Genomic DNA, 25,390 nt, shown 5'->3' on the forward strand with positions numbered 1-25,390 from the left:
GAGTTGGCGCCGCCGACGATGTACACGTCGTGGCCCTGGCAGCCGGCGGCCTCGGTGAGCGCCGACCCGTAGAACACCCCGCGGCCCGACAACTCATCGGCACCCGGCGCCTCCAGCTGCTTATAGGACACACCGGTCGCCAGGATCACGCTGTGCGCCGCGATCTGCGACCCATCCGCGAACCGCACGAGCCGCGCCGCCCCGCTGCTCTCCAACCCTGTCACCTCACGGGCCGTGAGGATCTCGGCGCCGAACTTCGTCGCCTGCCGACGGGCCCGGTCGGTGAGCTGGCCGCCGGACACCCCGTCCGGGAAGCCCAGGTAGTTCTCGATCCGCGAACTCTGCCCGGCCTGCCCGCCGGTCGCCGACCGCTCCACCAGCACCGTACGCAGCCCCTCCGAGGCCCCGTACACCGCCGCGCCAAGACCGGCCGGCCCGCCGCCGATAACGACCAGGTCGTAGAAGTCGGCCGTGGGTGTCGTCGCCAGCCCCACCTGCGCGGCCAGTTCGGGCACCTCCGGCTCGACGAGCGCCGTACCGTCCGCCGTGATCACCACCGGCAGCCGCTGCCCGTCCTCGCCCGCCGCAGCCAGCAGCCGCTGCCCCTCGGGCTCGTCAGTGGAGTACCAGCGGTAGGGCACCTGGTTGCGGGCCAGGAACTCCCGTACGTCCGAGGAGCGCGCCGACCACCGGTGCCCGATCACCTTGGTGGCGGGCACCGGCCGGTAGTCGCTGCAGCGCCACGCCTCCAGCAGGTCGTCGAGGACCGGGTAGAGCTTCTCCTCCGGCGGGTCCCACGGCTTGAGGAGGTAGTGGTCGAGGTCGACGACGTTGATCGCGTCGATCGCCGCGTCCGTGTCCGCGTACGCGGTCAGCAGCACGCGCCGGGCGCCCGGATAGATGTCCAGGGCCTGTTCGAGGAACTCGATGCCGTTCATCTGCGGCATCCGGTAGTCGGCCAGGATCACCGCCACGAGGTCGCCGCGCAGCTTCAGCTCGCGCAGCGCCTCCAACGCGGACTCACCGGACTCCGCGCGCACGATCCGGTACGACTGGCCGTAGCGCCGCCGCAGGTCACGGGCGACGGCCCGGGACACCCCGGGGTCGTCATCCACGGTCATGATGACGGTCCGCGCAGCGTCCGCGGTCTGTGCCATAGGTCTCCCACCTCGAGTGATGTGATCCGCTACTCGGCCCATGCCGCGATCCGTTCCGCGATGGCCTCGGGGGCCTCGATGTGCAGGAAGTGGCCGACGTCGGGGACGATCTCCAGCGTGTGCGGGGCGGCGAACCGATGCCGGTCGTCGATCTGCGGGGGGTGGATGCCGCCGTCGTCGGCGCCGTGGAGCTGCAGGAGGGGCACCGTGATCGGCTGAGACGTGCGGCGCAACACCCCCAGCATGCTGGGGCGCATCATCTGCCGGTAGTACTTCAGGGGCGCGGGCATGCTCGCCCGCAGGTGCTCGTGCAGCTCCGCCCGGAGAGCTGGATCGAGCGAGAGGCCGGGCGACCACTGACGCCAGAGGCGGTCGATGAGGGCGAGATCGCGGGTGATGGCCATCCAGCCGCTTCCCGGCAGCTGAAAGAGCCCCATGTGCCAGCTCCGGCGTAGCTGAGCGGGGCGCAGCACGCGCAGGAACGTGCGTGGGTGGGGGATGGCGAGCGTGACCGCGCGTTCGATCCGCTCCGGCGCGGTGGCGACGGCGTCGTAGGTGATAAAGGCGCCCCAGTCGTGGCCGATCAACTCCACGGGGCGCCCGGGAGACCAGCGGTCGATCAGCGCGAGCACGTCGCCGGTGAGGGATGCGAAGTCGAACGGTCCCGCGGTCGGGGACGGCGCGTAACCGCGAAGCCAGGGTGCGAGGACGTGACGTCCGCGGCGGCCGAGCTCGGCGAGGAAGGGCTTCGCGGTCGGCGGATGGTCCGGGAAGCCGTGCAGGACGAGCGTTGGCTGACCATCGGGATCACCACCCTGCAGGGCGTGAAGGGTGCCGTGTGGCAGGTCGAAGGTGACGCGTTCGAACTCCATGTGCGTCAGCCTTCGCCAAGAGCGGTCGGACGGCAGATGCTGATGCCGGCTTCGGTGTCTCTGGTTCTGGTCATGTGTGTCCCCTCGGGCGCCGGGTGTCCCGCGGGGTCAGCCGGCCAGTCGGTTGAGCTTGCGGACTTGTCTGTCGAAGGTGCGCGAGGGCACGATCCGGCGCAGCAGGCTGACGCGCTTGGCCATCGGGCCGGCGGTGTAGCGGAGCTTGGGCTTGGCATCGGTGGCGGCCGTGACGATCACCTTCGCGACAACGGCCGGGTCGTCGGCGTTGCGCACGGCCGTGGCCAGCACGTCTCGGGAGATCTCCCGCTGCGCGGCGTAGATCGGCAGGGGCGAGTCGGGTGCCATGCTGCTCGCCTCGAAACTTGTGCTGGTGTAGGCCGGCTCGACCAGCAGCATCCGGACGCCGTGCTCGCGAAGCTCGTGGTCGACGGACTCGGAGTAGCCCTCGACCGCGTGCTTGGTGGCGGCGTAGACGGCCATGAAGGGGGCTGGGATCAGACCGAGTACCGAGGAGACGTTGACCACGCGGCCACTGCCCTGGGCGCGCATGTGGGGCAGCACCGCGTTCGTCATCCGCATCAGGCCGAAGACGTTGATGTCGAAGACCTCCTTGGCCTGGTCGATGGAGCTCTCCTCGCCGGCGCCGACCGCGCCCACGCCTGCGTTGTTGACCAGGACGTCGATCCGGCCGAAACGGTCGATCACCTCCCCGACCAGGGCGCGGACCGAGTTGTCGTCGGCCACGTCGAGATCGAGGAACGTCACCCCGGCGATCGGCTCGGCCTTGGCCGCGTTGCGGCTCGTGCCGACCACCGCGAAGCCGGCGCCCGCCAGGGCGAGCGCCGCCGCCCGCCCGATCCCGGAGGAGGCACCCGTCACGAGAGCCACTCGGGGAGCTGTCTGCAAGGTGGTTCCTTCGGTTGTGGGCATGACTTCGTCGTGTGCTGGGCGGGGTCGCCCGCGCTGAGGTCGACACGGTCCGCACCGGTCCTGCAAGCCCGGACCCAGCCTGTCCGGTGAGCCCAGGACTGTTGTGTACTGAATAGTCGGAAACCTAGCCAGTTCTGTACTGAGTTGTCAAGTGCGGTGGGTCGGTTTTACCTTTCTTTGTGGTCGCGACGGCGGTGGCCGAGTGGGCGAGCGGCGCAGCAGGAGAACGCGCAGCACTCCGTCGTCGTGGGCCGCGATCACGTCGCCGCGTCGGACGGTGGTGCCGGCTACCACGGCGGGCGCGGTCACCGGGCCGGGGCTGGCCTTCACCGTGCCCTGCGCCGAGACCCCTCGCGAACAGGCAGGGGGGCCTATTGCCGTCAGCTCGGACGGACCCTGTGGGCCTGCGCGGTCATGCAGCCCATCGCCTTGGTCTCGACGCCGGACACGGGTGTGCTGTCCAGCAGCAGGTCGGGGGTGAACCTCGCAGACCTGTGGCCGGCGCGGCTCGAACTGGAACCCCTGGGCGGCGACCAGCGGACGGTGCGCGGTGGTGGCCGTGGGCCTGGGCGATCCTGCGCATCAGCAGGGTGGTCGCCTGTGCCTGGTGGTGGTCCCGGTGGTACGGGGGCGTTCGCCACGTGGGTGAGCAGGGCGTCGGGCTGACGCTCGCGCAGGATGACGATGATCGACCGGTCGCCGACTCGCCGACGCCCAGCGGGAATCCGTACCGCTGCCCGCATCCGCGGGACGGTACCCAGCTCTACGAGGCACCGAGGCGGAGCACTGGCGCGAATTCCTGCCAACGCGGTCCGAGTTGGCGCAGTGGCGGCCGAAGTACCAGCGTCTGTCGGCGGCGAGGCGTTCGGCCGGCTGACCGTGCAGTTCAAGTCCGGCGACACCGCGCATGCGGTGGAGCAACTCGACGGCATGCGGGCGCAGTTCTTCGGCCGGCCGCCCAGGCGACGCCCGGCTGCGCGTAAGCCTGCGCGGCGTCGAAGTGGGCCGACCGCGTCAGGTGCCGGTGCAACGAGGCCGGCCGTGCCCTTCTCAGCTTTGGCGTGGGCGGGGCAGGAGTGCGAATGCGGTTTCCGCGATGGAGGTCAGGCGGGCGGGACTGTGGCCGTACGCGCCGACGACATCGCTCCCGCGGATGACGGTCAGCAGGAGGTAGGCGAGGTCGTCGGGGTCGGCGTCGGGGTCGATGTCGCCGTTGCGCTGCGCCGCTCGCAGACACTCGGCGACCGCCGTGCGGACTACGGAGAAGCAGTCGTTGGCCAGGCGTTTGACCTCGGGGTCGGAGGTGCCGAGTTCCAGGGCCATTTTGGCGGCGAAGCAGGCGGCTGCCGCCCGGTCATCGGCGGGGGGGACGTCGGGGGTGAGTGGCACTCCGTGGACTGCGCGGAGCAGGTAGGCGTGCAGTCGTTCCAGGGCGCCCTCGTCGGGTCCGGCGAGGGCCTTCGGCGGACCTTCTCCCAGTCGGGCGAAGTAGCCGGTCATGGCCTGCATCAGCACGCCGTGCTTGCCGTCGAACGCGGCGTAGAGGCTGCCGCGGCCCAGGCCGGTGGCGGCGCTGATGTCGTCGACGCTCGTGCCGTTGTAGCCCGAGGTGCGGAACTGCCGCTCGGCGGCATGCAGGACGTGGTCGGGGTCAAAGCTTCGTGGTCTGGCCATGCATCGAAGGTAAAGCCGACCCGCCCTTCTTGACAACCCAGTACAGAATCATCTAGGTTTCTTACTGTTCAGTCCACAACGGTCCTGAGCTCACCGGACCGGCTTGGTCCAGACCGAAGAGAGCGTTGGCAATGAGCGAAAATTCGCAGAAGAAGTTCTACGCCCTGAACCTGTTCGACGTGGTCGACGTGGAGAAGTACCTCGCGTACTTCAGCCGTCTACCCGAAGTGGCCCCGCAATATGGTGGCCGAGTGGTGACGTTTGGCCGTTTCCGGAACAACGTGACCGGTGACCTCGCGCCGCGGCAGGTCCTGATCGTCGTTGAATGGGACTCCGAAGAGGCGTTCAACAGCTTCCGGGACAATCCGGAATTGGCCGACTTGCATCCGCTTCGGGAGGACGCGACGGCGTCCTACATCTGGCAGACGTTCGACGGCGTCGAACTGAGCGACCCCGCCAACGCTTCGCTCGACGATCTACTGTCAGTCCTCAAGCCCTGAAGCCCGTATCACCACAGAGTCCTGATCCAGACAACCGGCCGTGCCGGTGGGCATCCTGCGGGCGATCTCCAGGCCCTTGTCCGCGGCGTCGGCATAAAAGCCGCCGCACGACAGCGAGCCGAACAGACCTCGGCCCTCCGACTGACGCCGGCAGTGCGCCGGGCGGCGTGGGCGCCCGGCGCGGCGCGAACGCCGGAGCAGGGTACGCGCCGGGTTACTCCGAGAGGGCGCCCATCGCGCGATCGCCGTGGCCCATCGCAGTCGATTCAGGGCAGGTAGCCGTCAACGGCGGCGCCATGAGCATCGAGACACCGTTCGGCGGCTACAAGATGAGCGGTATCGGCCGAGAAAAGGGCATCGAGGCCCTCTATGAGTACACCCAGCTCAAGACGGTCAGCTCGGCCTGCCGGACCTCGGTTCCGAGTGACGGGACACCTCCGCTTCCTGTCCGCACCCTGGACCCAGTGTGGGTGCGCAACGGACAGGGCTCCCGTGCCGTTGAGGGAGGTGTTCGACGTCTCAACTCCGCAGCACAGGAGCCCTGTTGGTTCCGTATCCTGCCGCACTCGACCTGCCTCACGCCTTGATCGAGTGGGTCACGATGCTCATCGTCACCCGTGAGGGTGACCGGCGGTGCAAACTCCCGCCGCACCGCCGTGCGCTGGTCGCACTCGTGTACCTGCGTCGCCATGACACCCTCGCCCGTATCGCCAGAGCCTTCGGGATATCCGTCGGCACCGCCCACGCCTACGTCACCGCGGTCACCGGTCTACTCGCCGAGCAGGCGCCGGGCCTGTTGAAGACGCTGCGCGTGCACGACCCGGACTTCGTCCTCCTGGACGGCACGCTCGCCGAGTGCGACCGCGTCGGCGACGGCACGGCCGATTACTCCTCGAAACACAAGCGGCACGGGGTGAACGTGCAGGTCGTCACGGACCCGGCCGGTGAGATTCTGTGGCTGTCGCCGGCGTTACCGGGCCGGACCCACGATCTGACGGCCGCCCGCACCCACAAGATCCTCCGGATCTGCGCGCGCCAGGGTGTCCCCATCCTCGCCGACATGGCCTACATCGGCGCGGGCGACTGCGTCACCACCGCCAAGCGCCGTCCGCCGGGCGGCGAACTCACCCTGACCGAGCGGACGGAGAACAGGGCCCTGTCCGCGGCTTGGGCACCTGTCGAACGAGGCATGGCACGGCTGAAGTCCTGGCAGATCTTCCGTAGACCCCGCATCAGCCCCAACCGCATAAGCGTCATCACCAAGGCCGTCCTCACCCTGGAGAAGCAACGCTGAAAACGCTCCCTACGTTGTTCTGCGGGAGGCGGTCATGTGCGGCATGGTGTTCCCGTCCCTGTCGGCGGGGCGTCGTCGCCCCGCGTGCCGTGGTTGGAATCAGAGTCGTGACGGGTGCGGTCACCGCGCAAGGCGGCTTCTGCCAGGCGGAAGGGAAGCGGTAAAAGGGCTGGTCAGAGCGTAGGTCAATCTTTAGTGATCACCGGTACGGCTAGGAGTGCCGCTGTCGGCCAATCCACGCCCGAGGAAGCCGACGAGGGCCACAGCGACTCCAGCCACTCGCGGTGTTGTCGCAATTGCCAAGTGGCCCGCTTTCTTGAGCGGCGGCGGGGGTCCTGCCGTGGACGCGGCCCGGTATCTGGCCGACGAGTCGTACCGAACAAGCCCGAAAACCTGCACGCCCTGCGCCGGGAACTCGCCTACGTCGGCGAGGGGGCGGGTCCGGCGCCGGCACTGCGAGCAGCAATCGGGCAGATGTGGTGCCTGACGCCGGCCACCACCGCGATCGTCACCTGGACCACCGAGTGCTACGGCCTCGCAGTCACCGCCCGTGGTCCCTACGTCGGCGAGCGTGGTGGTGCTGGATGCGGCCGGTTTCAGGTGGGGCGGCGGATGGCCTGTACGGCGGTGTCGTAGAGGTCGAACATGTCGACCTGTCCGCCCAGGCGTACCCATTCCTCGTTGGCTGCCTGCATGCAGATGATCGCTGCGGCTGCGATCGCGCGGGCTTGCAGGGTGCGGCGGTCGGAGTCGGGCAGTCGCGGCTCGATCAGCGGTGCGAACAGGTCCTGCCAGCGTGCTTGCTTCTCGGTGTGTCCGGCGCGCAGGGAGTCGTTGCCGAACAGCAGCGTGATGAACTCCAGGCGCCCTTCGGCTGTTATGTCGATCTCCTCGAGGACCTGGAACGCGGCGCGCAGCGCTGTCCAGGCGTCCTCGTCGGCCGGGCGTTCGGCGAGGCGCGCGGCGATCAGGTCGCCCTGTTCGTCCAGGCCGCTGAGCGCGAGGTCTTCCTTGTTGCGGAAGTAGTTGAACAGTGTCCGCCGGGAGACGCCCGCGGCGGCGGCGACCTCGTCGAGGGTCGTGTTGTCGAAGCCTTTGGCGGCGAACAGCTCGATGGCGGTCCGGGCGAGCAGTGATCGGACCACGGAGCGGGTCTGTTCCCGGATGGGGGAAGGGGCTGGTTTCTGAGTCATGCACCGATGGTACTTCGTCTCACGTCATGCACCTACTTGCACTCAGTGCAAAGTTGTGCGTAGAGTGAATGCCGTGAGCGAAGTCGACTCCGTCCCCGCCGCCCTCGTCAACAGCTAAGGAACACCGTCATGACCATCACCGACGTCACCGCACAGCCCACCGACGCGGAGCGCTTCCAGCACATCCTCCAGACCCAGCGCGCCGCCTACCTCCGCGACGGAGCGGCCTCCCTTCAGGCCCGGCGCAGCGATCTGGCCAGGTTCAAGAAGGCGCTGATCGCCCGGCGCGGCGACATCGAGGCGGCGATCGACGCCGACTTCGGACATCGCTCGCGGCACGAGAGCGCGCTGATGGAAATCGTGGGCGTCGTGCAGGGCATCGACTACCTGCACCGCAACCTGCGCCGGTTCATGCGCCCGACCCACCGCCACATCGAGCCGCTGCTGCGCTTCGGCAGCAACCGCATCGAGTACCAGCCGCTGGGCGTGGTCGGCGTCATCTCGCCGTGGAACTATCCGGTCAACCTGTCGCTCATGCCCGTGGTCACCGCGATCGCGGCCGGCAACCGCGTCATGCTCAAGCCCTCGAAGCTGACCCCGGCGACGAACGCGGTACTCGCGTCGATGCTCAGCGAGCTCTTCCCGCCCGAGCAGGTCACCATCGTCAGCGGCGACGGTTCCGCGTTCTCCTCGCTGCCGTTCGACCATCTCGTCTTCACCGGCAGCACCGAGGTCGGAAGAGCCGTCATGAAGGCGGCCAGCGACCACCTCGTCCCCGTCACGCTGGAACTCGGCGGCAAGTCCCCCACCATCGTGGCCAAGGGACACGTAACCGACCAGGCGGTGTCCGACATCGTCTTCGGCAAGCTGCTCAGCGGCGGGCAGACCTGCATCGCCCCCGACTACGCCCTGGTCCACGAATCCGAGATCGACGCCTTCATCGGCACCTACGACAAACTCGTGAAGAGCGCCTACCCCGACGGCCCCACCAGCGACGACTACACCTCGATCATCGACGACAAGCAGTACAGGATCCTCACCGACCTGCTCGACGACGCCCGCGCCCACGGGGCACGGATCATCGAGGTCGGACACCGGCCGGGCGACGCGGCACTCCGCCCGCACACCCTCGCACCGACCGTCGTACTCGGCGTCACCGACGACATGCGCATCGCCCACGAAGAGATCTTCGGCCCCATCCTGCCGGTCTTCGGCTACTGCGACATCGACGACGCCATCACCTACGTCAACGCACGGCCCCGGCCGCTCGCCCTCTACTACTTCGGCGACAACGGCCCCGACCGGCGCAAGGTCCTCGACCGCACGACCTCCGGCAACGTCACCGTCAACGGCACCATCATGCACGTCGCACAGGACGACCTCCCCTTCGGCGGCGTCGGCGCCAGCGGCATGGGCAAGTACCACGGCATCGAAGGCTTCCGCACCCTCAGCCACCCCAAGGGCATCTACGTCCAAGGACGCTTCAACGCCACCCGCCTGCTGCGCGCCCCCTTCAACAAGCGCACCGAAACCCTCCTCAACTTCCTGCTCCGGTGAAGCAGGCAGCACTACCGCCCGTGCAGCGGCCAGGACCTGGCCCAGGCACACACTCACCTCAAACGTCACGACCATCGCCCCAGGCGGGCTCCGAGTCCGCCTCGGCAACAGATGAGCACCCGATGACGGTCGCCGACCGTCGCAAGGATTGAAAGGAGCAGGGGAGGAGGTACCCGCGAGGGCGCCGTGTCCCCGACCGCCATGAAGAAGATCGACTACCGTACCCAGACCACCTTGATCACCGGGGCGAGTGCCGGCCTCGGCGCGGAGTTCGCCCGTCAGTTCGCCGCGCGGGGCTCGGACCTCGTGCTGGTCGCCCGCCGTGCGGACCGGCTTCAGGCCCTGGCCGACGAGCTGTCCGCGAAGCACCAGGTCACCGTCACGGTGGTGCCCTTCGACCTCACCGTGCCGGCCGCGGGTGAGGCGCTGGCCAAGGAGGTGGCCGAGCGTGGGATCACCGTCACCAGCCTCGTCAACAATGCCGGGTTCGGCACGCACAGCCCGTTCCGTCAGGAGGATGCGGCACGCGTCCAGCAGGAGATCAACCTGAACGTGGCCAGCCTCGTCGACGTCACCAGGGCCTTCATCGGCCAGCTGACCGGTGTCCTGGTCAACACCGCCAGCTCCCTCGGATACCAGCCGTGGCCGAACGCCGCCGTCTACGGGGCGACCAAGGCCTTCGTGCTGAACTTCACCGAGGCACTGTGGCAGGAATCGCGAGGGACCGGCCTGCGCGTGCTCGCCCTCTCTCCGGGGCCGACCCGCACCGAGTTCTTCGACGCGGCCGGCTCCGACGACATGGCTCGCGGTGTCCGGTTGCAGACGCCGGGTCAGGTGGTCACGACCGCGCTGCGCACGCTGGACCGGCGCAACCCGCCGCCCAGTGTCGTCTCCGGCACCTTCAACTGGGTGATGACCCTGACCTCGCGCTTCACCACCCGCCGAGCCAACGTTCTGGCCTTCGGCGCGGTGACCCAGTGGCAGATGCGCTCGAGTGGGCCCGGCCACTGACCAACCATTCGGCCGTGGCGTCGAACTTGCCATGCTCGCTGAGCAGCTGATGGCGAGCGACGTCGTCCCCGGAGTTCCTCACCGGGGAGTCCAGGGGCTCGAACGATCCCTCCGGATCGTGTTCACGGTGCTCGCGGCGATGTCAGGCATGGAGCGCGAGTACATAGAACATCTCCGTCATGTGGATGCTGCGGGAACACGACGAATAAGCCGCCGTAGGCGCGTGATCCCCCGGCTGGTAAGCGGCTGGTGTCGGAGCTGGGACTCCAGGGCCCATCCACCACGACACCGGAGGGCGCCGGCCGGGGGCCAGCAAGCGGACGCGCGACGCGATCGCGGGCCGGCCGTCAGGACGACCGGAACACGCTGGGCCCGGTCCGCGTCGGCGTGGCATGAATGATCACTTTGCCCGTATGAGGGGCGAACGTCCGACTCGGTCTTTCGGGCCGTGTCCGCCGACCGCCCCGCCCTGGTGAGGCGGCCGAGAACCTGCCGACCGTGGCCCGCGTAGACGGCTTCGGCCTCACTGAAGGCTTCACCGCTCACAGCGGTGAACTGCCCACCACCGCTCCCTCGGGAGGGCCCTCTCGATTTGGCGGCGTGAAACCGATCGGTTTACGATAGCGGTGAAACCGGCTGGTTTCCCACCGGGGCGGTCGCGACCGTGATCCCGTTGCTGAGCGGTCACCGTGTTCCCCTGCGGTTGTGTAAGCCGAGGGTTGAACCCAGAGAGTTCCCGGCCTGCAATGGCGCCGTCCGGTCTCCTCGCTGATTTAACTGTGCTGTCCAGACCGGAGTAAGTCATGAATGGAATTCACCCCTTCCGTGTGCTGCGTGCCAGGCCCCTCTGGATAGCAAGCGGCCTCATCACAGGCGTCCTCGCGCTCCTGTTCGGTCTCTTCTATGTCGGCCCCAATATCGATCCGGCCGGACATACGAAGAATCTGCCCGTCGGCCTGGTCAACTCCGACAAGGGGGCCAGCGTCGGCGGCAAGCAGACCAACCTCGGGGCGCAGATCACCGGGTCGATCAAGAAGTCCACCGCGAGTGGCGGCAAGATCGACTGGAAGGTGATGGACGAGAAGGAGGTGGAGGAGGAACTCGGCAAGGGCAAGCTGTACGGCGCGCTGGTCGTCCCCGCCGACTTCACCTCCTCCGTCACCGCACTGACCGGATCCTCGGCGACCGATCATCCGGTTGGCCCGCAGCTGACGGTGCTGACCAACCAGTCCGCCGGCAGCATGGGCTCCAACATCGCCCGACAGGCGACGACGACGGCGGCCGAGGGCGCCTCGCTCCAACTGGGCAAGCAGCTGACCGCGCAGGCCCAGGCCCAACAGGCCAAGCTGCCGACGGCGGCCCGCGTCCTGCTGGCCGATCCGGCCGCGGTGACCGTCAAGGACGGGCATCCACTCCACTCACACAGCGGCCTGGGCCTGTCGGCGTTCTACTACGCGCTCGTCCTCGTGGTCTGCGGCATGCTCTCCGCCAACGTCATCAGCGGCCAGGTCGACCACGCTCTCGGCTACACCCACAACGACATGGGCCCGCTGCGCATCCACCGCCCGCTGATCAAGGCCACCCGCGTGCAGAGCCTCGCCATGAGCAGCACCCTCATGGCGGCCATGTCCCTGCTGATGGGCACCCTGGTCATGGTGGGAGCCATCGGCATCATGGGGATGGACGCCTCCCATCTGCCGCTGCTGTGGCTGTACTCGGTGGCCGCCATCGCCGTCGCGGGAATCGGCGCCCTTGCTCTGCTCGCCGTCTTCGGTACGCCCGGCATGCTGGTGGTCACGCTGGTCTTCATCGCGATGGCCGTGCCGACGGCCGGCGCCACCACCCCGATCGAGTCGCTGCCCGCCTTCTACCGATTCCTCGCGGAGTTCGAGCCGATGCGGCAGATCGTCGGCGGCGTCCGCTCGATCCTGTACTACGACGCACAGGGCGACGCGGGCTTGACCCGGGGCTGGGTCATGATGACCGTCGGCCTCGCGGCAGCCGCACTGTTCGGCTTCGGCATGACGAGCTGGTACGACCGCAAGGGGCTGCATCGCACCACCGCCGCGGAGGCGAAGCCCAAGGAGTCCGCCGTCCCGGCGTAGCGGACCGTACTCACGCGTCACCCTGAGACGGGGCCATTGTGCAGAGTGGCCCCCGGTGTGCGTCGCTCCGTGGGGACGGGAGGCGTGCACACCCCAAGGGCTCGGCGGCGGTGTGCACGCAGCCGTCGCCGAGCCCTCCGCCGGAGCCCAGAGGTGACGAACTCCTGGCGGCGAGCCTGGAGGAACGCGTGACCGCCTTCGCGGCGCGACTCCTGCCCGCAGCGGACGATGGTCGCCCGCCGCAAGAGCGGATCCTGGACGTGTTCGAGAAAGTGGAGTCCCAGGCGATCCGCGATTCCGAGGCTGCCGCTACCTTGCCGTGCAGATCGAACTCAAGGATGAGAGCCATCCCGCGAGCCAGGTGGTCCGCCGGGTCAAGGGGAATCTGACGGCGGTCTTCCGCGCCGAGGCCGAACGGGGTGAAGCGAGCGATCCCGACCTGTTGGCCAGGCAGCTCAGCCTCACCTTCGACGGCGCCAGTGCCCGCGCGGGCACCAGGGCCGACGACCTGGTCGGGCTGTCGGCGCCCACAGTGGGCGCCCTGCTCGACCGTGCAGGCGTGCGTTGACGCACCTCGTACGGGTCCGGTGGCCGGGCTCTCGGACGGAGGTGTGGCGTCCACGATCCACACGGGATCCACCCGATTGACGGTCCGGCCTGACCCCCGGGGCCGACTACGGCTCCTGTGACCTGGTGCCCGGCCGATCCCAAGGGCGAAGGGCGGCAGTTCCCCGGCCGCCCTGATCGACGACGAACCGCACGTGTGCGCGGCTACTTCTTCGGCGGCACGCCTGGCATCCCCAGGAACGGCAACTTCAGGGCGCCGAAGGCATCGGACGGGACCGCCGGGCTTTGGGGCGGCACAGGCGTCAGACGTTTGTAGACCGCTCCCTGCACTGGACGCGGGTCCTCCTCGCCCTTGTTGGGCCAGGCCGACATCGCGCGCTCGGCCTGGGCCGTGATCGTGAGGGATGGGTTGACTCCGAGGTTGGCGGAGATCGCCGCTCCGTCGACGACGGAGATACCAGGGTGGCCGTACAGCCGGTGGTACGGGTCGATCACGCCGGTCTCACGGGTGTCGCCGATGGGGCAGCCGCCCAGGAAGTGAGCGGTGAGCGGCATACCCATCAGCTCGCCCGCATTACTGCCCGCGAAACCGTCGACCTCGGCAGCGATGAGGGAGGCGGCCTCCGAAGCCGCCTTGATCTGCTTGGGGTTGGGCGCCCCATGGCCCTGACGGGCCAGCAACAGTCCCTTGCCCACGCCCTTCGGCTTCAGATAGGTCGTGAGGGAGTTGTCCAGCGACTGCATGACCAGACCGATGATCGTCCGCTCGGACCAACGGCGGTTGGAGAGCGAGCGGGCCATGAGCACCGGGTGCTTCGCCACATTGACCAGCCAGCCCAGGAACCTCGACGAGCCCTCGGCGTACGGGACTTGCAGGACGAACCCCGCGCCCATCGCGTTCGATCCCTTCCCATAGCGGACGGGCTCGATGTGGGTGTTCTCGTCGGGGTGGATCGAGGACGTGATCGCCACACCCCGCGTGAAGTCGAGGCTCTGCCCTCCGGTGACCTTGCGATGGCGCCGGACGTCCGCGTGCACACTCACCAGGGCTTCGGAGTTGGTGCGGGTCAGATCGCCCAGTCGCTCGGATATGTACGGGAGTTGACCGCCCGTTCTCATCCGGTGCAGCAGCGTCTGCGTACCGTAGGTGCCGGCCGCGATGACCACGTTCCGCGCCCTGAACGTGCGGCCGACGGTCTTGCGTTTCCGGTCCGTCGGCCGGGTCCTGACCGTGTACCCGTCCGGCGAGTCGTCCGTGATCGAGACGACGGTCGTCATGGGGTGGACGACGGCGCCCGCCTGCTCGGCGAGATAGAGGTAGTTCTCGTTGAGGCTGTTCTTCCCGCCGCGGCGACAGCCCGTCATGCATTCACCGCATTCGACACAGGCCTTGCGGGCCGGGCCGACGCCACCGAAGTACGGGTCGGCCACCTCCTCTCCCGGCTTGGCCTTGGTCGTCCCGTCGGCGTCCTGGCCGTCGCCGAAGAAGACCCCCACGGGGGCCATGTGGAAGGTGTCACCCACGCCCATCTGTTCGGCGACCGCCCGCAGGTGTACGTCGGCCGGGGACGTGGTCGGGTTGAGCCGAACCCCGAGCATGCGCCGGGCCTGGTCGTAGTACGGCTTCAGCTCCCCTTCCCAGTCGGTGATGTCCTTCCACTGCGGGTCGTCGAAGAACTGCTTCGGCGGTTCGTACAGGGTGTTGGCGTAGTTGAGGGAACCACCCCCGACCCCGGCCCCCGCCAGCACCACCACGTTGCCCAGCGGATGGACGCGCTGGATGCCGTACAGGCCCAGCTTGGGTGCCCAGAGATAGTTCCTGACGTCCCAGGAGTTCTTGGGCAGCGAGTCGGGCGTGAACCTGCGGCCCGCTTCCAACACGCCTACGCGATAGCCCTTTTCGGTGAGCCGAAGGGCGGTGACGGATCCGCCGAAGCCGGAACCGACGACGACTACGTCGTAGTCGTACGCGGAGTCGTCTCTGGGCTCGTCCGGATTCGTGGAAGAGTTCTTCCGTGACACGTGCTCTCCTCGTTGAGAACGGGTGACGCGGAGCCGGTCTGGTGGGCGGCTGCGAGGTCGGGCGGGTGTATACGGCAGTAACGGGCCTTCTGGACCGAACGCTTACGGCGTCACATGCAAGTGAGCGGACCGGGTGCGAGGTGACACACCGGCGGGTCGGCGCGGCCCGAACCGGACTCGAAGTGTCGGGCAGTCGGTCAGCCGGACCCTGAGGGGGTGTCACCTCGTCACGTGCTGACGGTCTAGTCGAGTGTCGTTGTGGAGCCCGCCGGCGACCAGGCCGGCGTGTCGACCGGCGAGTAGTACGTGTCCTTGCCATCCAGGCGCACCATGCGGCGACTGGCGCGCTCCTGGACCACTTCGGCGTCGAGCGGCGTCTCGAACGCGTTGTCCACGACGGTGTATTCGGCGGCGAGTCGTCCGATCGGAGCGATGGCGCCGAAGTCGATCCGGCCGCCCACATAGAGGTCGTCTCGGACGTAGAAGCGCACCACGTTGCCCCAGACGACGTTGTTGAGTCCGTCGGGCGCCGAGAAGATGTGCTCCACGGTGCACTCGAACGCGATGGGCGCCCCCTTGATGCGCGGCGGACGAACGGCTTCGGACGGCACCTTGTCCAGTCCGACCGCGTCGAACTCGTCGACATCGGGCTCGAACTCGAAGGCGCTGCGGTTCAAACCGTCGATCTGCGGCAGGGTGGCCATGTTGGTGACGAACTCGCCGGTGTCCCGGATGTTGACGAAGCTGTCCTTGAGCGTGGCCCCGTCCGAGCGCGGCTGGAACGACAGCGAGATCCGAGGCGGTTTGCGCCCGACGACCGTGAAGAAGGAGATGGGGGCCAGGTTGCCCACGCCCTCGGTGGACAGGGTGCTCACCCAGGCGATGGGGCGGGGGATGACGCTGCCGATGAGCAGCTTGTAGGCGGACTTGGCGTCCAGGTCGGCGGAGTCGATGATCATGTGGTGTCCCTTGGTGAGTGTCGGGGGAGAGTCGCGGGTCAGCGGCCCTTGAAGGGCAGCACGGGGCGGGGGCGCCCCTCCTTGAGGGCCTGGGCGGCGGAGGCCAGGCCGTCCTTGACGTCCTCGGTCTCGAAGAGCGGAACCGCGAGGTCGAACAGCTGTTGGTCGGCGGCCGGGATGCCGCCCGTGGCCCAGGAGCGCAGCAGGGCCTTGTGCACCACGTGCGCCCGGGTGGGGCCTGCGGCGATCTTGCGGGCGAAGGACTCGGCTTCGGTGCGCAGTTCGTCGTCGGGAACGACGCGGTTGATGACGCCGGCCTCGGCCATGACCGTGGCGGGTACCTGCTCGGAGGTCAGCGCCCATTCGTAGGCGCGGGCCCGGCCGGCCCGTTCGGCCACGCGGTGGATTCCGCCGAGGAGGGTGACGATGCCGAGCGACTGCTCGGGATGGCCGAAGCGGGCGCTTTCACCGGCGAGGATGATGTCGGCCCGCAGCGCGAGCTCGAAGCCGCCGCCGTAGCACAGCCCCTGCACCGCGGCCACGACCGGGATCGGGAGCTGCTCGAACCGGTTGATCACGGACAGAGCGTGGTCGAAGTCGGCCCGCAGGCTGGTGCGGTCGGCACCGACCCAGGGGCGGAAGTCGCCGCCGTAACTGAAGTCGGGTCCCTCGGCCCGCAGGACCACGGCGCGGGCCGGGCTGCGGGTGATGGCGTCGACGATGTCGCTGAGTTCCTGGGTGAACTCGGGTGCGAAGCGGTTCTGCGGGGGGTTGTCGAGGACGATCGTGGCCACGTCGCCGTCGAGGGAGTGGGTGAAAACGGGCATGACATTTCCTTGGCTCTCGACAGTAGGGGCGGGCCCGCGGCCCATCGGGTGAGGCGGTCGCAAAACCGGTTGGGGGCGGATTGCGCGACGGTGGGGAACTGCGTGCTGTGCGGGGCGAACTGGCCTCCGCCGCCGATGAGTGTCGGCCGACCGGGTTTCAGCGGCCTGTCCGCGGCGCGCCGGCGCGGGCCCGTCAGCGATACCAGGTCAAGAACGCGCCGAGGGGTGCGGCGATCGCGCCGAGCCCCTCCAAGCGCGTGGCAGCTCCGTCGGCGACGGCAGTGCGAGCGGTAGGGAGGCGTGATGGCACGACGGGGCCGACACGTTCCACGGTGATGCGGGGGTCATCGGAGGCGCGACAGCGGTGCCGCCACGGTTCTCCCGCTCCGGAGGGCCAAGAGCTTCCTGGGCGCTGTGGAGGCTGACGAGCTCATGAGCGACACCCTTCGTGTGGCTGCGTTGCCGATCCAACTGAAATGACTGTACGTCGGTAGCCCATTTCATTTCAAGGTGGCAGGGAGTGTCGTACTCTGAGGCAGTGGCCACATGGCTACGGTCATGTCGGCCACGACGACGAGTGAAGGGGGCAGGGCCATGGCGTGGTCCGCATCCACGCGGTACGAAGTCGAGCCCGCTCCCCTCGGGCTGGCGCTGGTGCACGACCTGCTCAACACCATCTCCGCCGGCCGCCCCCGGGCAGCAGATCTTCTGGACGACCTCGCCGACGCGCAGGCATGGGCCGACCAGGCGCTGGAGTGCTGGGCCCAGGAGACGGCGCAGGCCGCCGCGCAGGTGCGGCTCACCGAGAGCGATCTCGAAGAACTCCGCGGCCTGCGTGCCGAGCTGAGACGGCTCCTCGCCGCACCGGACGGCGACGGCCCACGCGGCGACGACACTGATGTGGCGCCCGCCGTTCATGTCGCGGCGGCGGCCTTGCGGATGGACCGCAGCGGGCGGGTCGTTCTGGAGCCGCGCGGACAGGGTTGGCGGTATGTGGCCGCCCTGGTGCTCCTCGAGATGTTCCAGGCCCAGCAGGCGGACACCTGGCGCCGGCTCAAGATCTGCCGCAACGCCCGTTGCACGACGGCCTTCTTCGACCGCTCCCGCAACAACAGCGGCGTATGGCACTCCACCAAGACCTGCGGCAACCCGGAAAACCTGCGAGCCCACCGGGCGCGTCAGCGCGTGCGGACCGCCGGGTAGGAGGCCAGGGTTTGTGATCTGCCCGTCGTCCCTCTCGCGGTAGCGGGAAGCAGGACATCGGCGGTGGGGCATCCGGCGAAGAGAAACGCGGCTGCCGCGCCCATGCGCGGCAGAACCCACCGAAGGCTCGTCTGCGGGCGGCCGGCGGCAGCCTCGCAGGCTTCGTACGCGCGACAGGGGCGCCCGACGCCGGGCGCCCCCGTCCTTCAGTGCGCGGGATCAGGACGAGACGCCGTCCCTTTCCAGCAGGTCCTCCAGGTGGGAGGCGAGAAGGGAGACCGCGGCGCGGTTGTCCTGGTCGGTCATCTGCTGGAGATCGCTCAGCGCCGACGCCAGGCGCGAGCCGAGCAGCCATGCGAACAGGGCGGGTGAGCCGGACCACCGGTGCAGCCGCTCCATGCGGGTGCCGAAGAAGGACAGCAGGTCGCGCGAGGTGCTGGGATTGAGCACCGGCGGGGCCAGGCTGTTGCGGGAGTCGTCGTCGAGGTCGAGGCACTCGAGCTTCCCGGCGATGGCGGCACTGGGTGCGAGCAGGCACGGCACCAAAGCCTGGAGTGTGATCGCGCCGTCCTCGAAGACGGGTGTCGGCGGTTTCTGCGTGAGACCGTCCGCCGAGCAGTCGATGTACACCGTCCCCGGCGGCGATTGAATGCTGCCCTCGTCGAGCCGGACGTCGGCCGAGTCGATGCGGCGTACCCGTCCCAGCCGTACGACGTGCTCGATCTTACGGAGTTGAGCGAGCTCGGCTGAGCTGACGGTCGCACACCGGAAGGCGCTGGGCCTGACGTACGGGTCACGGCGGATGATGAGGTCCATCTGCTCCAGCGCACTGATCACGTCGTCCACCGAGTTGCATGCGAGCAGCTTCGTCAGCTCACCGAACCGGGACAGCAGTGCCTCCTGGTCCCGGTTGATCATCCATGCGTCACGCGGCGTGATCCAGGTGATGCGGTCAGGATCGACGCCGTGGCGCAGCAGCCACAGGCACGCGTCCAGGCCGGTCTTGCCCGCCCCGATCACGGTGAACCGTTCCGCCCAACCGCCGAGGTTCACGAGCTGGTTGACCGGAACGATCGGCACACCGTCTTCGGCGGCGTACTTCAAGTGCCTCATCGCGGGCACGGTGATGTTCATGTAGGAGGCGTCGACGACACGCTTCCTGACGGTGATCTGCGTCGACGTTCCGTTCACGAGGGAGTGCGCCCGGACGGTTGCGGGCCGGCCCGGCTCGACGTCGTCGACGTTGTGCATCGGCAGGTAGGTGACGCGGCCCGACCCCAGCAGGGTCTCGCGCATGACGCGGTCGTAGTAGTCGAGGATCTCGTGGCCCGACGCGAAAAGAACCCTGGTACGCGTTGCGCCGCGCATTCGACGAAGTGATCGAGAAGTGGACGAGGAACCAGTCGCTGCCGATGATCCGCCTGATCCACGACACTCCGGTGCTGTACGCGAAGCACCTGCACCAAGAGGTCCAATGGAACGAGGCCAGCGCCCAGTCGCTCGTCCCACGACTCACGAAAACGCCGCCCGGCGAGGAGTGTCGGCTGCGCGCGGGAGCACTCGCCGCCGCCGGCGTAGCCTGCTTCGCGTATGCCCGTCGGGAGTGGGTCGCCTGCGACGGCAAGCGCTCCGTGGCGGAGCTCCTCGATCTCGCCATGGATGCCGTTTCTCCGCGGTCCGGGTCATAGCACCTCCGGCGGCCACCCGGCCTGACTCGCCGCAACCGCACGGCTCGCGGCACGGCGAGGTCGAACAGGTGCCGGTCGGGTCGCGATGCCGCCGGCGGCCCGGGCGCCCAGCAACGGGTTGTGCGCGACGTGTGCCCGGCGGGACCTGTAGCGATCTTCGGGCTGAGGGCTCGGTTTGGGTCTACAAGGCCCCGCGCGGGGTCACGCGGTCGACTCGATGGTCTCCGCCTCGGCCATGACGAAGGCGGTGACCTGTTCCCGACTGCCCGTCGCGACAAGGTCCCGTTCCTGTCCAGTCCGGCGGGAGTCGTCCGACAGCCGGATGCCCATTGAAACAACTGTGATCTATTTGCTCATCTCAAGAGCTACTTGAGCAACATAATCAAAAGGCTTACGCTCATTTCACCGAGTGCAGATGCAGGGCGGCTTGGAGGTCGAACGCATGACACAGGTGAACCAGCGACCGCCGATTGTCGAGGGCTCCTCGACCGGCACGTCCCACGCGGCCGATCGTGTCCGTCATCGAACGGTTCAGGTCGGCAGGCTGGAGGTTCCGATCCTCGAGGCCGGCAGCGGGCCACTCGTTCTGTGCCTCCACGGGTTTCCCGACCACTCCGCCAGCTGGGTAGGACTTCTCGACCGCCTCGCACAGGAAGGGTATTGGGCGGTAGCACCCGCACAGCGCGGATACTGGCCCGGTGGCGCGGCACCCGACGGCTCGTATCGCGCGTCCGCGACCGGCCAGGACGTCCTCACCCTGATGGAAGCGCTCGGGCGCGAGCAGGCGGATCTCATCGGTCACGACCTCGGTGCCCGGGCGGCGTACGCGGCAGCCAGCCTCGACGCGACGCGTGTCCGCAAGCTTGTCGGTATGTCGGTTCCCTACGGCCCTCAACTGCGCACGGCATGGGTCGTCGACGGCGACCAGCAGCGACGCAGCTGGTACATGTTCTTCTTCCAGACGGCCATGGCGGAGGCGGCCGTCGAGTTCGACGACTTCGCCTTCATCGACCGGCTCTGGCGGGAATGGTCGCCCGGCTACGAGCTGCCGGACGCGGAGCGGGCCGCGCTCAAGGAGACCCTCCGTGCGCCAGGAGTCCTGACCGAGGTCCTGGGCTATTACCGCCAGTTGTTCACGCCTCCCGCCGACGAGGGGGCCCAGGCCGCGGAGGCCCGGGCGGGCGGTGCCATCACCGTCCCGTCGCTGTACCTCCACGGTGCCGACGACAACTGCTTTTCCGTGGAATTGAGCGACGGCATGGACGCCGTGTTCAAGAACGGTTTCGAACGCGTCGTGGTGCCCGGCGCAGGGCACTTCCTGCACCTCGAGCAGCCCAAGACCGTCGCCGACCACATCCTGGGCTTCCTGAACAGCTGACCCCCGCCCCGCCCCGGCCGGTCAGAGGGCACTGTCTCGTCCCCCTTGCTCGTGCCCGTGCAGCCGTCGGTCGTGGGCAGCGATAAGGTCCCTCGCCCCGCCCGACGCGCCGAGGTGCGCGGGCAGTCGGACACCAAAGGCGGCCCGGTGAACTTGCCCTTCTCGGACGCGTTCGGGGGCCGCCTTCGTTCAGGCGTGCCCTTTGTGCCCGACGGCGCGCAGAAGAAAGGGCAGGAAGCGGTCGGCAGTCTCCGCCGCGGTTGCCGCGTCCACCTGGTCCGGCGGCAGCGGAGTGAGGAAGAACCTGCTGACCATGGGACCGAGGACCAGGTCGCCGAGCAGGTCGGCATGCTCCACCGGCGGGATCTCGCCCCGCTCCGCCGCACGCTGCGTGATCTCCTCCATGCGCCGGCGTATCGGCAGCACGAACGTGTTCGTGAGGGCCTCGGCCAGCGGGGTGTTGTGCCGGGCCTCCCCGATCAATGTCTGCAACACCCCTCCTTCCTTCCCGGTCAGGGAAGCCGCCTTGTCCCGGAGCAGGGCGCGGAGGTCGCCTTCGAGTGTGCCGGTGTCGGTGTGCGTCGTGAGTTCCTGGGCGTAGGCGGCGGCAGCGTCGACGACCATGACCTCCTTGGACGGCCAGCGGCGGTAAAGAGTGGCGGTGGACACTCCGGCTCGGGACGCGACGGCGGCAGTGGTGAGCGCGCGGTAGCCGCTCTCGGTCAGGACGGCCATGGTCGCCTCCAGCAGCGCACGGTCGCGGGAGGCATCGCGGGGGCGCCCCCGGCGTGCCTGCGTCGCGGTCATCAGGCGGCTCCCCAAGAGGTCCGGTGGGACGCGTGGGCAGCGGAGCGGACTGGATGGTCGGACTGCCGTACGGGACGTTGAGCAAGGGTGCGGTAGGTCACACGGCAAGTATACAAGCAAAACGAAACGAAAAACTTTCGTTTTGTATATGCTTCTGGGCATGCAGACCAACGCACCCGCCGGCGGTCAGCCGGACATCACCGTTGTGGCAGCCCCTGCGGCGGAGACCGTCGCGCGACTGCGGGCCACGTTCAACACCGGCCGCACCAAGCCCGTCGCCTGGCGCAAGCAGCAACTGCAGGCGCTGAGACGCCTGCTGACGGAGCACGGGGACGTGTTCGCGCAGGCGCTGCACACCGACCTCGGCAAGAGCTCGACCGAGTCCCACATGATGGAGATCGGATACCTCGTCAGGGAGATCGACCACACCCTGCGTCATCTCGACCGGTGGCTGCGTCCGAAGAGGGCCTCCGTGCCCCTGTCGCTCATGCCGTCCCGGGCGTGGACCGTGCGTGAGCCGCTGGGCGTGGTGCTGGTCATCGCCCCCTGGAACTACCCGGTCAATCTGGCGCTCGCGCCGGTCATAGGCGCCCTGGCCGCCGGCAACGCCGTCGTCCTCAAGCCCAGTGAGGTCGCCCCCGCGACCTCGGCCGTGCTCGCCCACTGGCTGCCCCGGGTCCTGGACCCGCAGGCCGTGGTCGTCGTCGAGGGTGGGGTGCCGGAGACGACCGCCCTGCTGGAACAGCGCTTCGACCACATCTTCTACACCGGCAACGGCACGGTCGGGCGCATCGTCATGACCGCCGCGGCCCGTCATCTCACCCCGGTCACCCTGGAGCTGGGCGGCAAGAGCCCCGCAGTCGTCGAACCCGGCGCCGACCTCGCTGCGGTCGCCCGCCGCATCGCCCTGGGCAAGTTCATGAACGCGGGCCAGACCTGCGTCGCGCCCGACTACGTGCTGGCGATAGGTGAGGCGGGCGACGAGATGGAGGCGCACCTGACGCAGGCGCTGCGCGAGATGTACGGCACCGATCCGGCTCGGAGCAACGACTACGGTCGTATCGTCAACGAGCGCCACTTCGACCGGCTGACCGGCCTGCTGAAGGACGGCCGGACCGTCGTGGGCGGCGACCACGACCGCGACGCCCGTTACATCGCGCCCACCGTGCTGGCCGACGTCGACCCCGACTCCCCGGTGATGCGCGACGAGATCTTCGGCCCCGTCCTGCCCATCGTCCGGGTCCCCGACCTGGACGCGGCGATCGCCTTCATCACCGGACGGGACAAGCCGCTGGCCCTCTATGCCTTCACCGCGTCCAAGCGCTCCAAGCGGCGCCTGACCGCGGAGACGTCCTCAGGCGGGCTGGTCTTCGGCCTCTCCAACCTCCAGCTCGGCGCGATCGACCTGCCCTTCGGTGGCGTCGGCGAGAGCGGCATGGGCCGCTACCACGGCTCGTACTCCCTGGACACCTTCAGTCACCTCAAGTCCGTCCTCGACAAGCCGCTCAAGCCGGACACCCTGGGCGTGGCCACCCCGCCCTACACCCGCGGCAAGGACCGCATCCTGCGACGCATCACGTGAGCCGGATCGGCCACGCCCACCCACGCCCCTGCCCATGGCTCGCCGTGCCCGTCACCGAGTCGCGGGGTCACGCAAGCCGGTGGTGACTTTTTGAGCACCCGACACGGGACAGGAACGGCACTCTTTCCCTTGCCCAGCGGAAACCGGGCGGTTTACAGTGACACCGTCCGGGGATTGTTGAACAATCCTCCTGTCAGCCGACGCGTAGTGTGCCTGGACCATGAAGGGACCGATGTGAGCAGGAACGAGATGAGCGTGCCCAGCTCAGTCCAGGAGGCGGTTCACGCCTGCGCGGTCCGGGCGACGCAGGGCTCGGCGGCCTTGGCCAAGGCGTCGGACGTGGAGATCGACACCGCCCTGCGGGCCATGGCGGAGCGGCTGCACAGGGCGCGCGACGTGCTGGCAGCGGCGAATCAGGCCGACCTGCGAGCGGCCGCATCGAGCGGGATGTCGGCCGCACTGCAGGATCGCCTTCGGCTGACCGGCCCGCGGCTTGAGGAAATGGCCGCGGCGTTGAGCACGCTGGCGGACGTGCCGCACGAGCCGCGGGACACCGTCCTCGAGGAGCGTCCCGACGGCCTGGTCCTGCTGGAGCGCCGCCGTCCGGTGGGGGTCATCGGCGCGAACTTCGAGGCGCGACCGAATGTGACGCTCGACGTGGCGTCCCAGTTCCTCAAGTCCCGCAACGGCGGTGTGCTGCGCACCGGTTCGGCGGCCCTGCGCTCCTCCCAGGCCCTGGTCACCCACGTGATCACGCCCGCTCTCACCGACGCGGGACTGAACCCGGACGCCCTTCAGCTGGTGCCGAGCGAGGACCGAGCAGCGGCATACGCGCTGGTGTCGCTGCCTGACACCATCCCCCTGGTCATCCTGCGCGGCAGCGGCGACAGCACCCGGGAACTCGGCCGCGAGGCCGCCCGCCACGGTGTGCGCACGCTGGCCCACGCGGACGGCGGCGCAGTGCTCTACGTGGCACCGGACGCCGACGAAAAGCTGGTGCACGAGCTGGTCACCGGCAGCCTGGACCGGCTGGGCGTCTGCAACCGGCTCAATCTGCTCCTCATCGACCGGGCTGTCCACGACAAGCTGCTGCCGGGCGTTCTGAAGACGCTCGAAGACCTGGGCATCGCCGCGTCGCTGCCGCCGCACCCCCACGCGCGCGGCTACGAGTGGTCCCTGGACTCCGAGCGTGCGGCAACGGTGACGATCGACGAGGCGGACGGCCCGGTCCAAGCCGCACGGATCGCGAACGAGGAGACCTCCGGGCTGGCCGCCGCCATCGCCACCCACGACCCGGACACCGCAGACCGGTTCATGGACGCCTACGGTGGCTCAGGCGTCTTCTGGAACTCCACCACGCGCCTCCTCGACGGCTTCAAGCTCCTGCGCCTGCCGGAGACCGGCATCAACATCGACCGCGTCCCCGGGCCCCGCGGCCCCGTCACCTACCGTGACTTGTACCTGCGCCAGTACATGGTTCGACCCGCGGCCTCCCCGCACAGGTGAGCCGATGCCGCATCGAGACGCGGTCACCCTTCATCGGGACCGCAAGTGGGGCTCCGTAGCGCTCCGGCGCGATCGGCGCCGAGCACTGCGCATCGACCCAATCCCCGAACGGCGAAGAGACTCGACGGCGCTCGGCCGGGGGGCCGGGTGCCTGGTGAAACCTACGTCGGCTACGGTGTACGCCCCGTCGGAATGCGGACGCAACGCATCCCATGCCTTGGCACCTCTGCTACGGCCACTTCGACTCGGTGCCCGGCCGCAAGAAATTACCGCATCGTAGGTCGGGGCCCCACGGCGGCGTCGTTCCGGTTCGAGAGCCATGTCGATCTCCGTGGAGGCGGGAGCCCACGAAGCGTGCCGGTGAGGGGAGTTGCCCGCTCGACAGGACGAGGCGCCGCCCCTGGCCTGCGGATTCCGGCGCGTTGATCCCCTATACCACTTGGCGGCAACGCCGTTGCGTTTAGCTGGGTGGTGCCTTGTCAAGAATGCCGTCCGTGATGATCGCGGTGTGGAGCTTGTAGCGCATGCACCTGCGGGGAT

At 68.7% G+C, this 25,390-nt stretch carries 23 protein-coding genes and 1 pseudogene; 12 read left to right on the plus strand and 12 right to left on the minus strand.

From position 1 onward, the window contains the following. The 5 genes from AB0D34_RS46110 to AB0D34_RS46130 all read right to left on the minus strand — a co-directional run. Positions 1–1,157 (minus strand): response regulator (locus AB0D34_RS46110; RefSeq protein ID WP_362673951.1); only part of this gene is annotated, 1,157 nt, incomplete at its 3' end. Between the two features lie 29 nt (positions 1,158–1,186). Then, positions 1,187–2,029 (minus strand): alpha/beta fold hydrolase, encoded by an 843-nt coding sequence (locus AB0D34_RS46115; protein ID WP_362673954.1) that lies wholly within the window; start codon positions 2,027–2,029, stop codon positions 1,187–1,189. Positions 2,030–2,137: 108 nt separating this feature from the next. Beyond that, on the minus strand, positions 2,138–2,953 hold the full coding sequence (locus tag AB0D34_RS46120; protein WP_362673956.1) for an oxidoreductase: 816 nt from the start codon (positions 2,951–2,953) through the stop codon (positions 2,138–2,140). A 171-nt stretch (positions 2,954–3,124) separates the two neighbouring features. Further along, entirely contained in the window at positions 3,125–3,514 is a 390-nt protein-coding gene (locus AB0D34_RS46125; protein WP_362674000.1) for a hypothetical protein, read from the minus strand. Between the two features lie 513 nt (positions 3,515–4,027). Continuing rightward, the gene (locus AB0D34_RS46130) at positions 4,028–4,651 is read right to left on the minus strand and encodes a TetR/AcrR family transcriptional regulator (RefSeq protein ID WP_362673959.1); all 624 of its coding nucleotides are present in this window, start codon (positions 4,649–4,651) and stop codon (positions 4,028–4,030) included. Positions 4,652–4,782: 131 nt separating this feature from the next. On the opposite strand from AB0D34_RS46130, the gene AB0D34_RS46135 reads away from it, so the two are divergent. The 3 genes from AB0D34_RS46135 (at position 4,783) to AB0D34_RS46145 (ending at position 6,445) form a co-directional block, all read left to right on the plus strand. Then, the gene (locus tag AB0D34_RS46135; protein WP_362673961.1) at positions 4,783–5,151 is read left to right on the plus strand and encodes a DUF1330 domain-containing protein; all 369 of its coding nucleotides are present in this window, start codon (positions 4,783–4,785) and stop codon (positions 5,149–5,151) included. Positions 5,152–5,318: 167 nt separating this feature from the next. Then, positions 5,319–5,738, plus strand: a complete 420-nt coding sequence (locus AB0D34_RS46140) for an aldehyde dehydrogenase family protein (RefSeq protein ID WP_362673963.1) — start codon at positions 5,319–5,321, stop codon at positions 5,736–5,738. Continuing rightward, positions 5,696–6,445 (plus strand): transposase family protein, encoded by a 750-nt coding sequence (locus tag AB0D34_RS46145; RefSeq protein ID WP_362673965.1) that lies wholly within the window; start codon positions 5,696–5,698, stop codon positions 6,443–6,445. The genes AB0D34_RS46140 and AB0D34_RS46145 overlap by 43 nt, the downstream gene beginning before the upstream one ends. Positions 6,446–7,041: 596 nt before the next feature. Here the strand turns inward: AB0D34_RS46145 and AB0D34_RS46150 are convergent. After that, entirely contained in the window at positions 7,042–7,638 is a 597-nt protein-coding gene (locus AB0D34_RS46150) for a TetR family transcriptional regulator (RefSeq protein ID WP_362673968.1), read from the minus strand. A 129-nt stretch (positions 7,639–7,767) separates the two neighbouring features. On the opposite strand from AB0D34_RS46150, the gene AB0D34_RS46155 reads away from it, so the two are divergent. The 4 genes and pseudogenes from AB0D34_RS46155 to AB0D34_RS46170 form a co-directional block, all read left to right on the plus strand. Further along, entirely contained in the window at positions 7,768–9,195 is a 1,428-nt protein-coding gene (locus tag AB0D34_RS46155; protein WP_362673970.1) for a coniferyl aldehyde dehydrogenase, read from the plus strand. Positions 9,196–9,381: 186 nt separating this feature from the next. After that, complete coding sequence (locus tag AB0D34_RS46160) at positions 9,382–10,206, plus strand: SDR family oxidoreductase (protein ID WP_362673972.1); 825 nt, start codon at positions 9,382–9,384, stop codon at positions 10,204–10,206. An 803-nt stretch (positions 10,207–11,009) separates the two neighbouring features. Further along, positions 11,010–12,311 (plus strand): DUF3533 domain-containing protein, encoded by a 1,302-nt coding sequence (locus AB0D34_RS46165; protein ID WP_362673974.1) that lies wholly within the window; start codon positions 11,010–11,012, stop codon positions 12,309–12,311. Between the two features lie 143 nt (positions 12,312–12,454). Further along, positions 12,455–12,879, plus strand: a pseudogene (locus AB0D34_RS46170) (TetR/AcrR family transcriptional regulator); the annotation flags it as partial. Positions 12,880–13,082: 203 nt separating this feature from the next. Here AB0D34_RS46170 and AB0D34_RS46175 read toward each other — a convergent pair. From AB0D34_RS46175 to AB0D34_RS46185, 3 genes are all read right to left on the minus strand, one after another. Next, positions 13,083–14,900: a GMC family oxidoreductase gene (locus tag AB0D34_RS46175; protein WP_362673977.1), complete on the minus strand. Its 1,818-nt coding sequence runs from the start codon at positions 14,898–14,900 to the stop codon at positions 13,083–13,085. Positions 14,901–15,142: 242 nt separating this feature from the next. After that, a complete protein-coding gene (locus AB0D34_RS46180) occupies positions 15,143–15,859 on the minus strand; it encodes a flavin reductase family protein (RefSeq protein ID WP_362673979.1) in 717 nt (238 codons plus the stop codon). A 38-nt stretch (positions 15,860–15,897) separates the two neighbouring features. Further along, positions 15,898–16,686, minus strand: a complete 789-nt coding sequence (locus AB0D34_RS46185; RefSeq protein WP_362673982.1) for an enoyl-CoA hydratase/isomerase family protein — start codon at positions 16,684–16,686, stop codon at positions 15,898–15,900. 594 nt (positions 16,687–17,280) lie between these two features. On the opposite strand from AB0D34_RS46185, the gene AB0D34_RS46190 reads away from it, so the two are divergent. Further along, positions 17,281–17,889 (plus strand): CGNR zinc finger domain-containing protein, encoded by a 609-nt coding sequence (locus tag AB0D34_RS46190; RefSeq protein WP_362673984.1) that lies wholly within the window; start codon positions 17,281–17,283, stop codon positions 17,887–17,889. A gap of 219 nt (positions 17,890–18,108) precedes the next feature. Here the strand turns inward: AB0D34_RS46190 and AB0D34_RS46195 are convergent, their stop codons facing one another. Then, entirely contained in the window at positions 18,109–19,257 is a 1,149-nt protein-coding gene (locus AB0D34_RS46195; RefSeq protein ID WP_362673986.1) for an NAD(P)/FAD-dependent oxidoreductase, read from the minus strand. Between AB0D34_RS46195 and AB0D34_RS46200 the strand changes: the two genes are divergently transcribed. Beyond that, positions 19,245–19,577 carry a hypothetical protein gene (locus AB0D34_RS46200; protein ID WP_362673988.1) on the plus strand — a complete coding sequence of 111 codons (333 nt, stop codon included), beginning with the start codon at positions 19,245–19,247 and terminating at the stop codon, positions 19,575–19,577. The genes AB0D34_RS46195 and AB0D34_RS46200 overlap by 13 nt on opposite strands. Positions 19,578–19,778: 201 nt before the next feature. Here AB0D34_RS46200 and AB0D34_RS46205 read toward each other — a convergent pair whose 3' ends face one another. Next, positions 19,779–19,907 carry a hypothetical protein gene (locus AB0D34_RS46205; RefSeq protein WP_362673989.1) on the minus strand — a complete coding sequence of 43 codons (129 nt, stop codon included), beginning with the start codon at positions 19,905–19,907 and terminating at the stop codon, positions 19,779–19,781. Between the two features lie 112 nt (positions 19,908–20,019). On the opposite strand from AB0D34_RS46205, the gene AB0D34_RS46210 reads away from it, so the two are divergent. Next, a complete protein-coding gene (locus AB0D34_RS46210; protein WP_362673992.1) occupies positions 20,020–20,955 on the plus strand; it encodes an alpha/beta hydrolase in 936 nt (311 codons plus the stop codon). Positions 20,956–21,144: 189 nt separating this feature from the next. On the opposite strand, the gene AB0D34_RS46215 is transcribed toward AB0D34_RS46210, so the two are convergent. Further along, positions 21,145–21,762, minus strand: coding sequence for a TetR/AcrR family transcriptional regulator (locus AB0D34_RS46215; protein ID WP_362673993.1), 618 nt, complete (start codon positions 21,760–21,762; stop codon positions 21,145–21,147). Between the two features lie 160 nt (positions 21,763–21,922). On the opposite strand from AB0D34_RS46215, the gene AB0D34_RS46220 reads away from it, so the two are divergent. Continuing rightward, entirely contained in the window at positions 21,923–23,344 is a 1,422-nt protein-coding gene (locus AB0D34_RS46220; RefSeq protein WP_362673995.1) for an aldehyde dehydrogenase family protein, read from the plus strand. 255 nt (positions 23,345–23,599) lie between these two features. Further along, complete coding sequence (locus tag AB0D34_RS46225) at positions 23,600–24,850, plus strand: aldehyde dehydrogenase family protein (protein WP_362673998.1); 1,251 nt, start codon at positions 23,600–23,602, stop codon at positions 24,848–24,850. Positions 24,851–25,390: the final 540 nt, after the last annotated feature.

This window comes from Streptomyces sp. NPDC048420 (genome assembly GCF_040651535.1).
In the GTDB taxonomy this organism is placed as follows: domain Bacteria; phylum Actinomycetota; class Actinomycetes; order Streptomycetales; family Streptomycetaceae; genus Streptomyces.

Excerpts from the sequence above, each read along its gene's own strand:
- AB0D34_RS46185 (WP_362673982.1), bottom strand. The coding sequence starts at position 16,686 with ATGCCCGTTTTCACCCACTCCCTCGACGGCGACGTGGCCACGATCGTC.
- AB0D34_RS46165 (WP_362673974.1), top strand. The coding sequence starts at position 11,010 with ATGAATGGAATTCACCCCTTCCGTGTGCTGCGTGCCAGGCCCCTCTGG.
- AB0D34_RS46210 (WP_362673992.1), top strand. The coding sequence starts at position 20,020 with ATGACACAGGTGAACCAGCGACCGCCGATTGTCGAGGGCTCCTCGACC.
- AB0D34_RS46115 (WP_362673954.1), bottom strand. The coding sequence starts at position 2,029 with ATGGAGTTCGAACGCGTCACCTTCGACCTGCCACACGGCACCCTTCAC.
- AB0D34_RS46150 (WP_362673968.1), bottom strand. The coding sequence starts at position 7,638 with ATGACTCAGAAACCAGCCCCTTCCCCCATCCGGGAACAGACCCGCTCC.
- AB0D34_RS46220 (WP_362673995.1), top strand. The coding sequence starts at position 21,923 with ATGCAGACCAACGCACCCGCCGGCGGTCAGCCGGACATCACCGTTGTG.
- AB0D34_RS46215 (WP_362673993.1), bottom strand. The coding sequence starts at position 21,762 with ATGACCGCGACGCAGGCACGCCGGGGGCGCCCCCGCGATGCCTCCCGC.
- AB0D34_RS46195 (WP_362673986.1), bottom strand. The coding sequence starts at position 19,257 with ATGCGCGGCGCAACGCGTACCAGGGTTCTTTTCGCGTCGGGCCACGAG.
- AB0D34_RS46190 (WP_362673984.1), top strand. The coding sequence starts at position 17,281 with ATGGCGTGGTCCGCATCCACGCGGTACGAAGTCGAGCCCGCTCCCCTC.
- AB0D34_RS46155 (WP_362673970.1), top strand. The coding sequence starts at position 7,768 with ATGACCATCACCGACGTCACCGCACAGCCCACCGACGCGGAGCGCTTC.
- AB0D34_RS46135 (WP_362673961.1), top strand. The coding sequence starts at position 4,783 with ATGAGCGAAAATTCGCAGAAGAAGTTCTACGCCCTGAACCTGTTCGAC.
- AB0D34_RS46205 (WP_362673989.1), bottom strand. The coding sequence starts at position 19,907 with ATGGGCATCCGGCTGTCGGACGACTCCCGCCGGACTGGACAGGAACGG.
- AB0D34_RS46180 (WP_362673979.1), bottom strand. The coding sequence starts at position 15,859 with ATGATCATCGACTCCGCCGACCTGGACGCCAAGTCCGCCTACAAGCTG.
- AB0D34_RS46130 (WP_362673959.1), bottom strand. The coding sequence starts at position 4,651 with ATGGCCAGACCACGAAGCTTTGACCCCGACCACGTCCTGCATGCCGCC.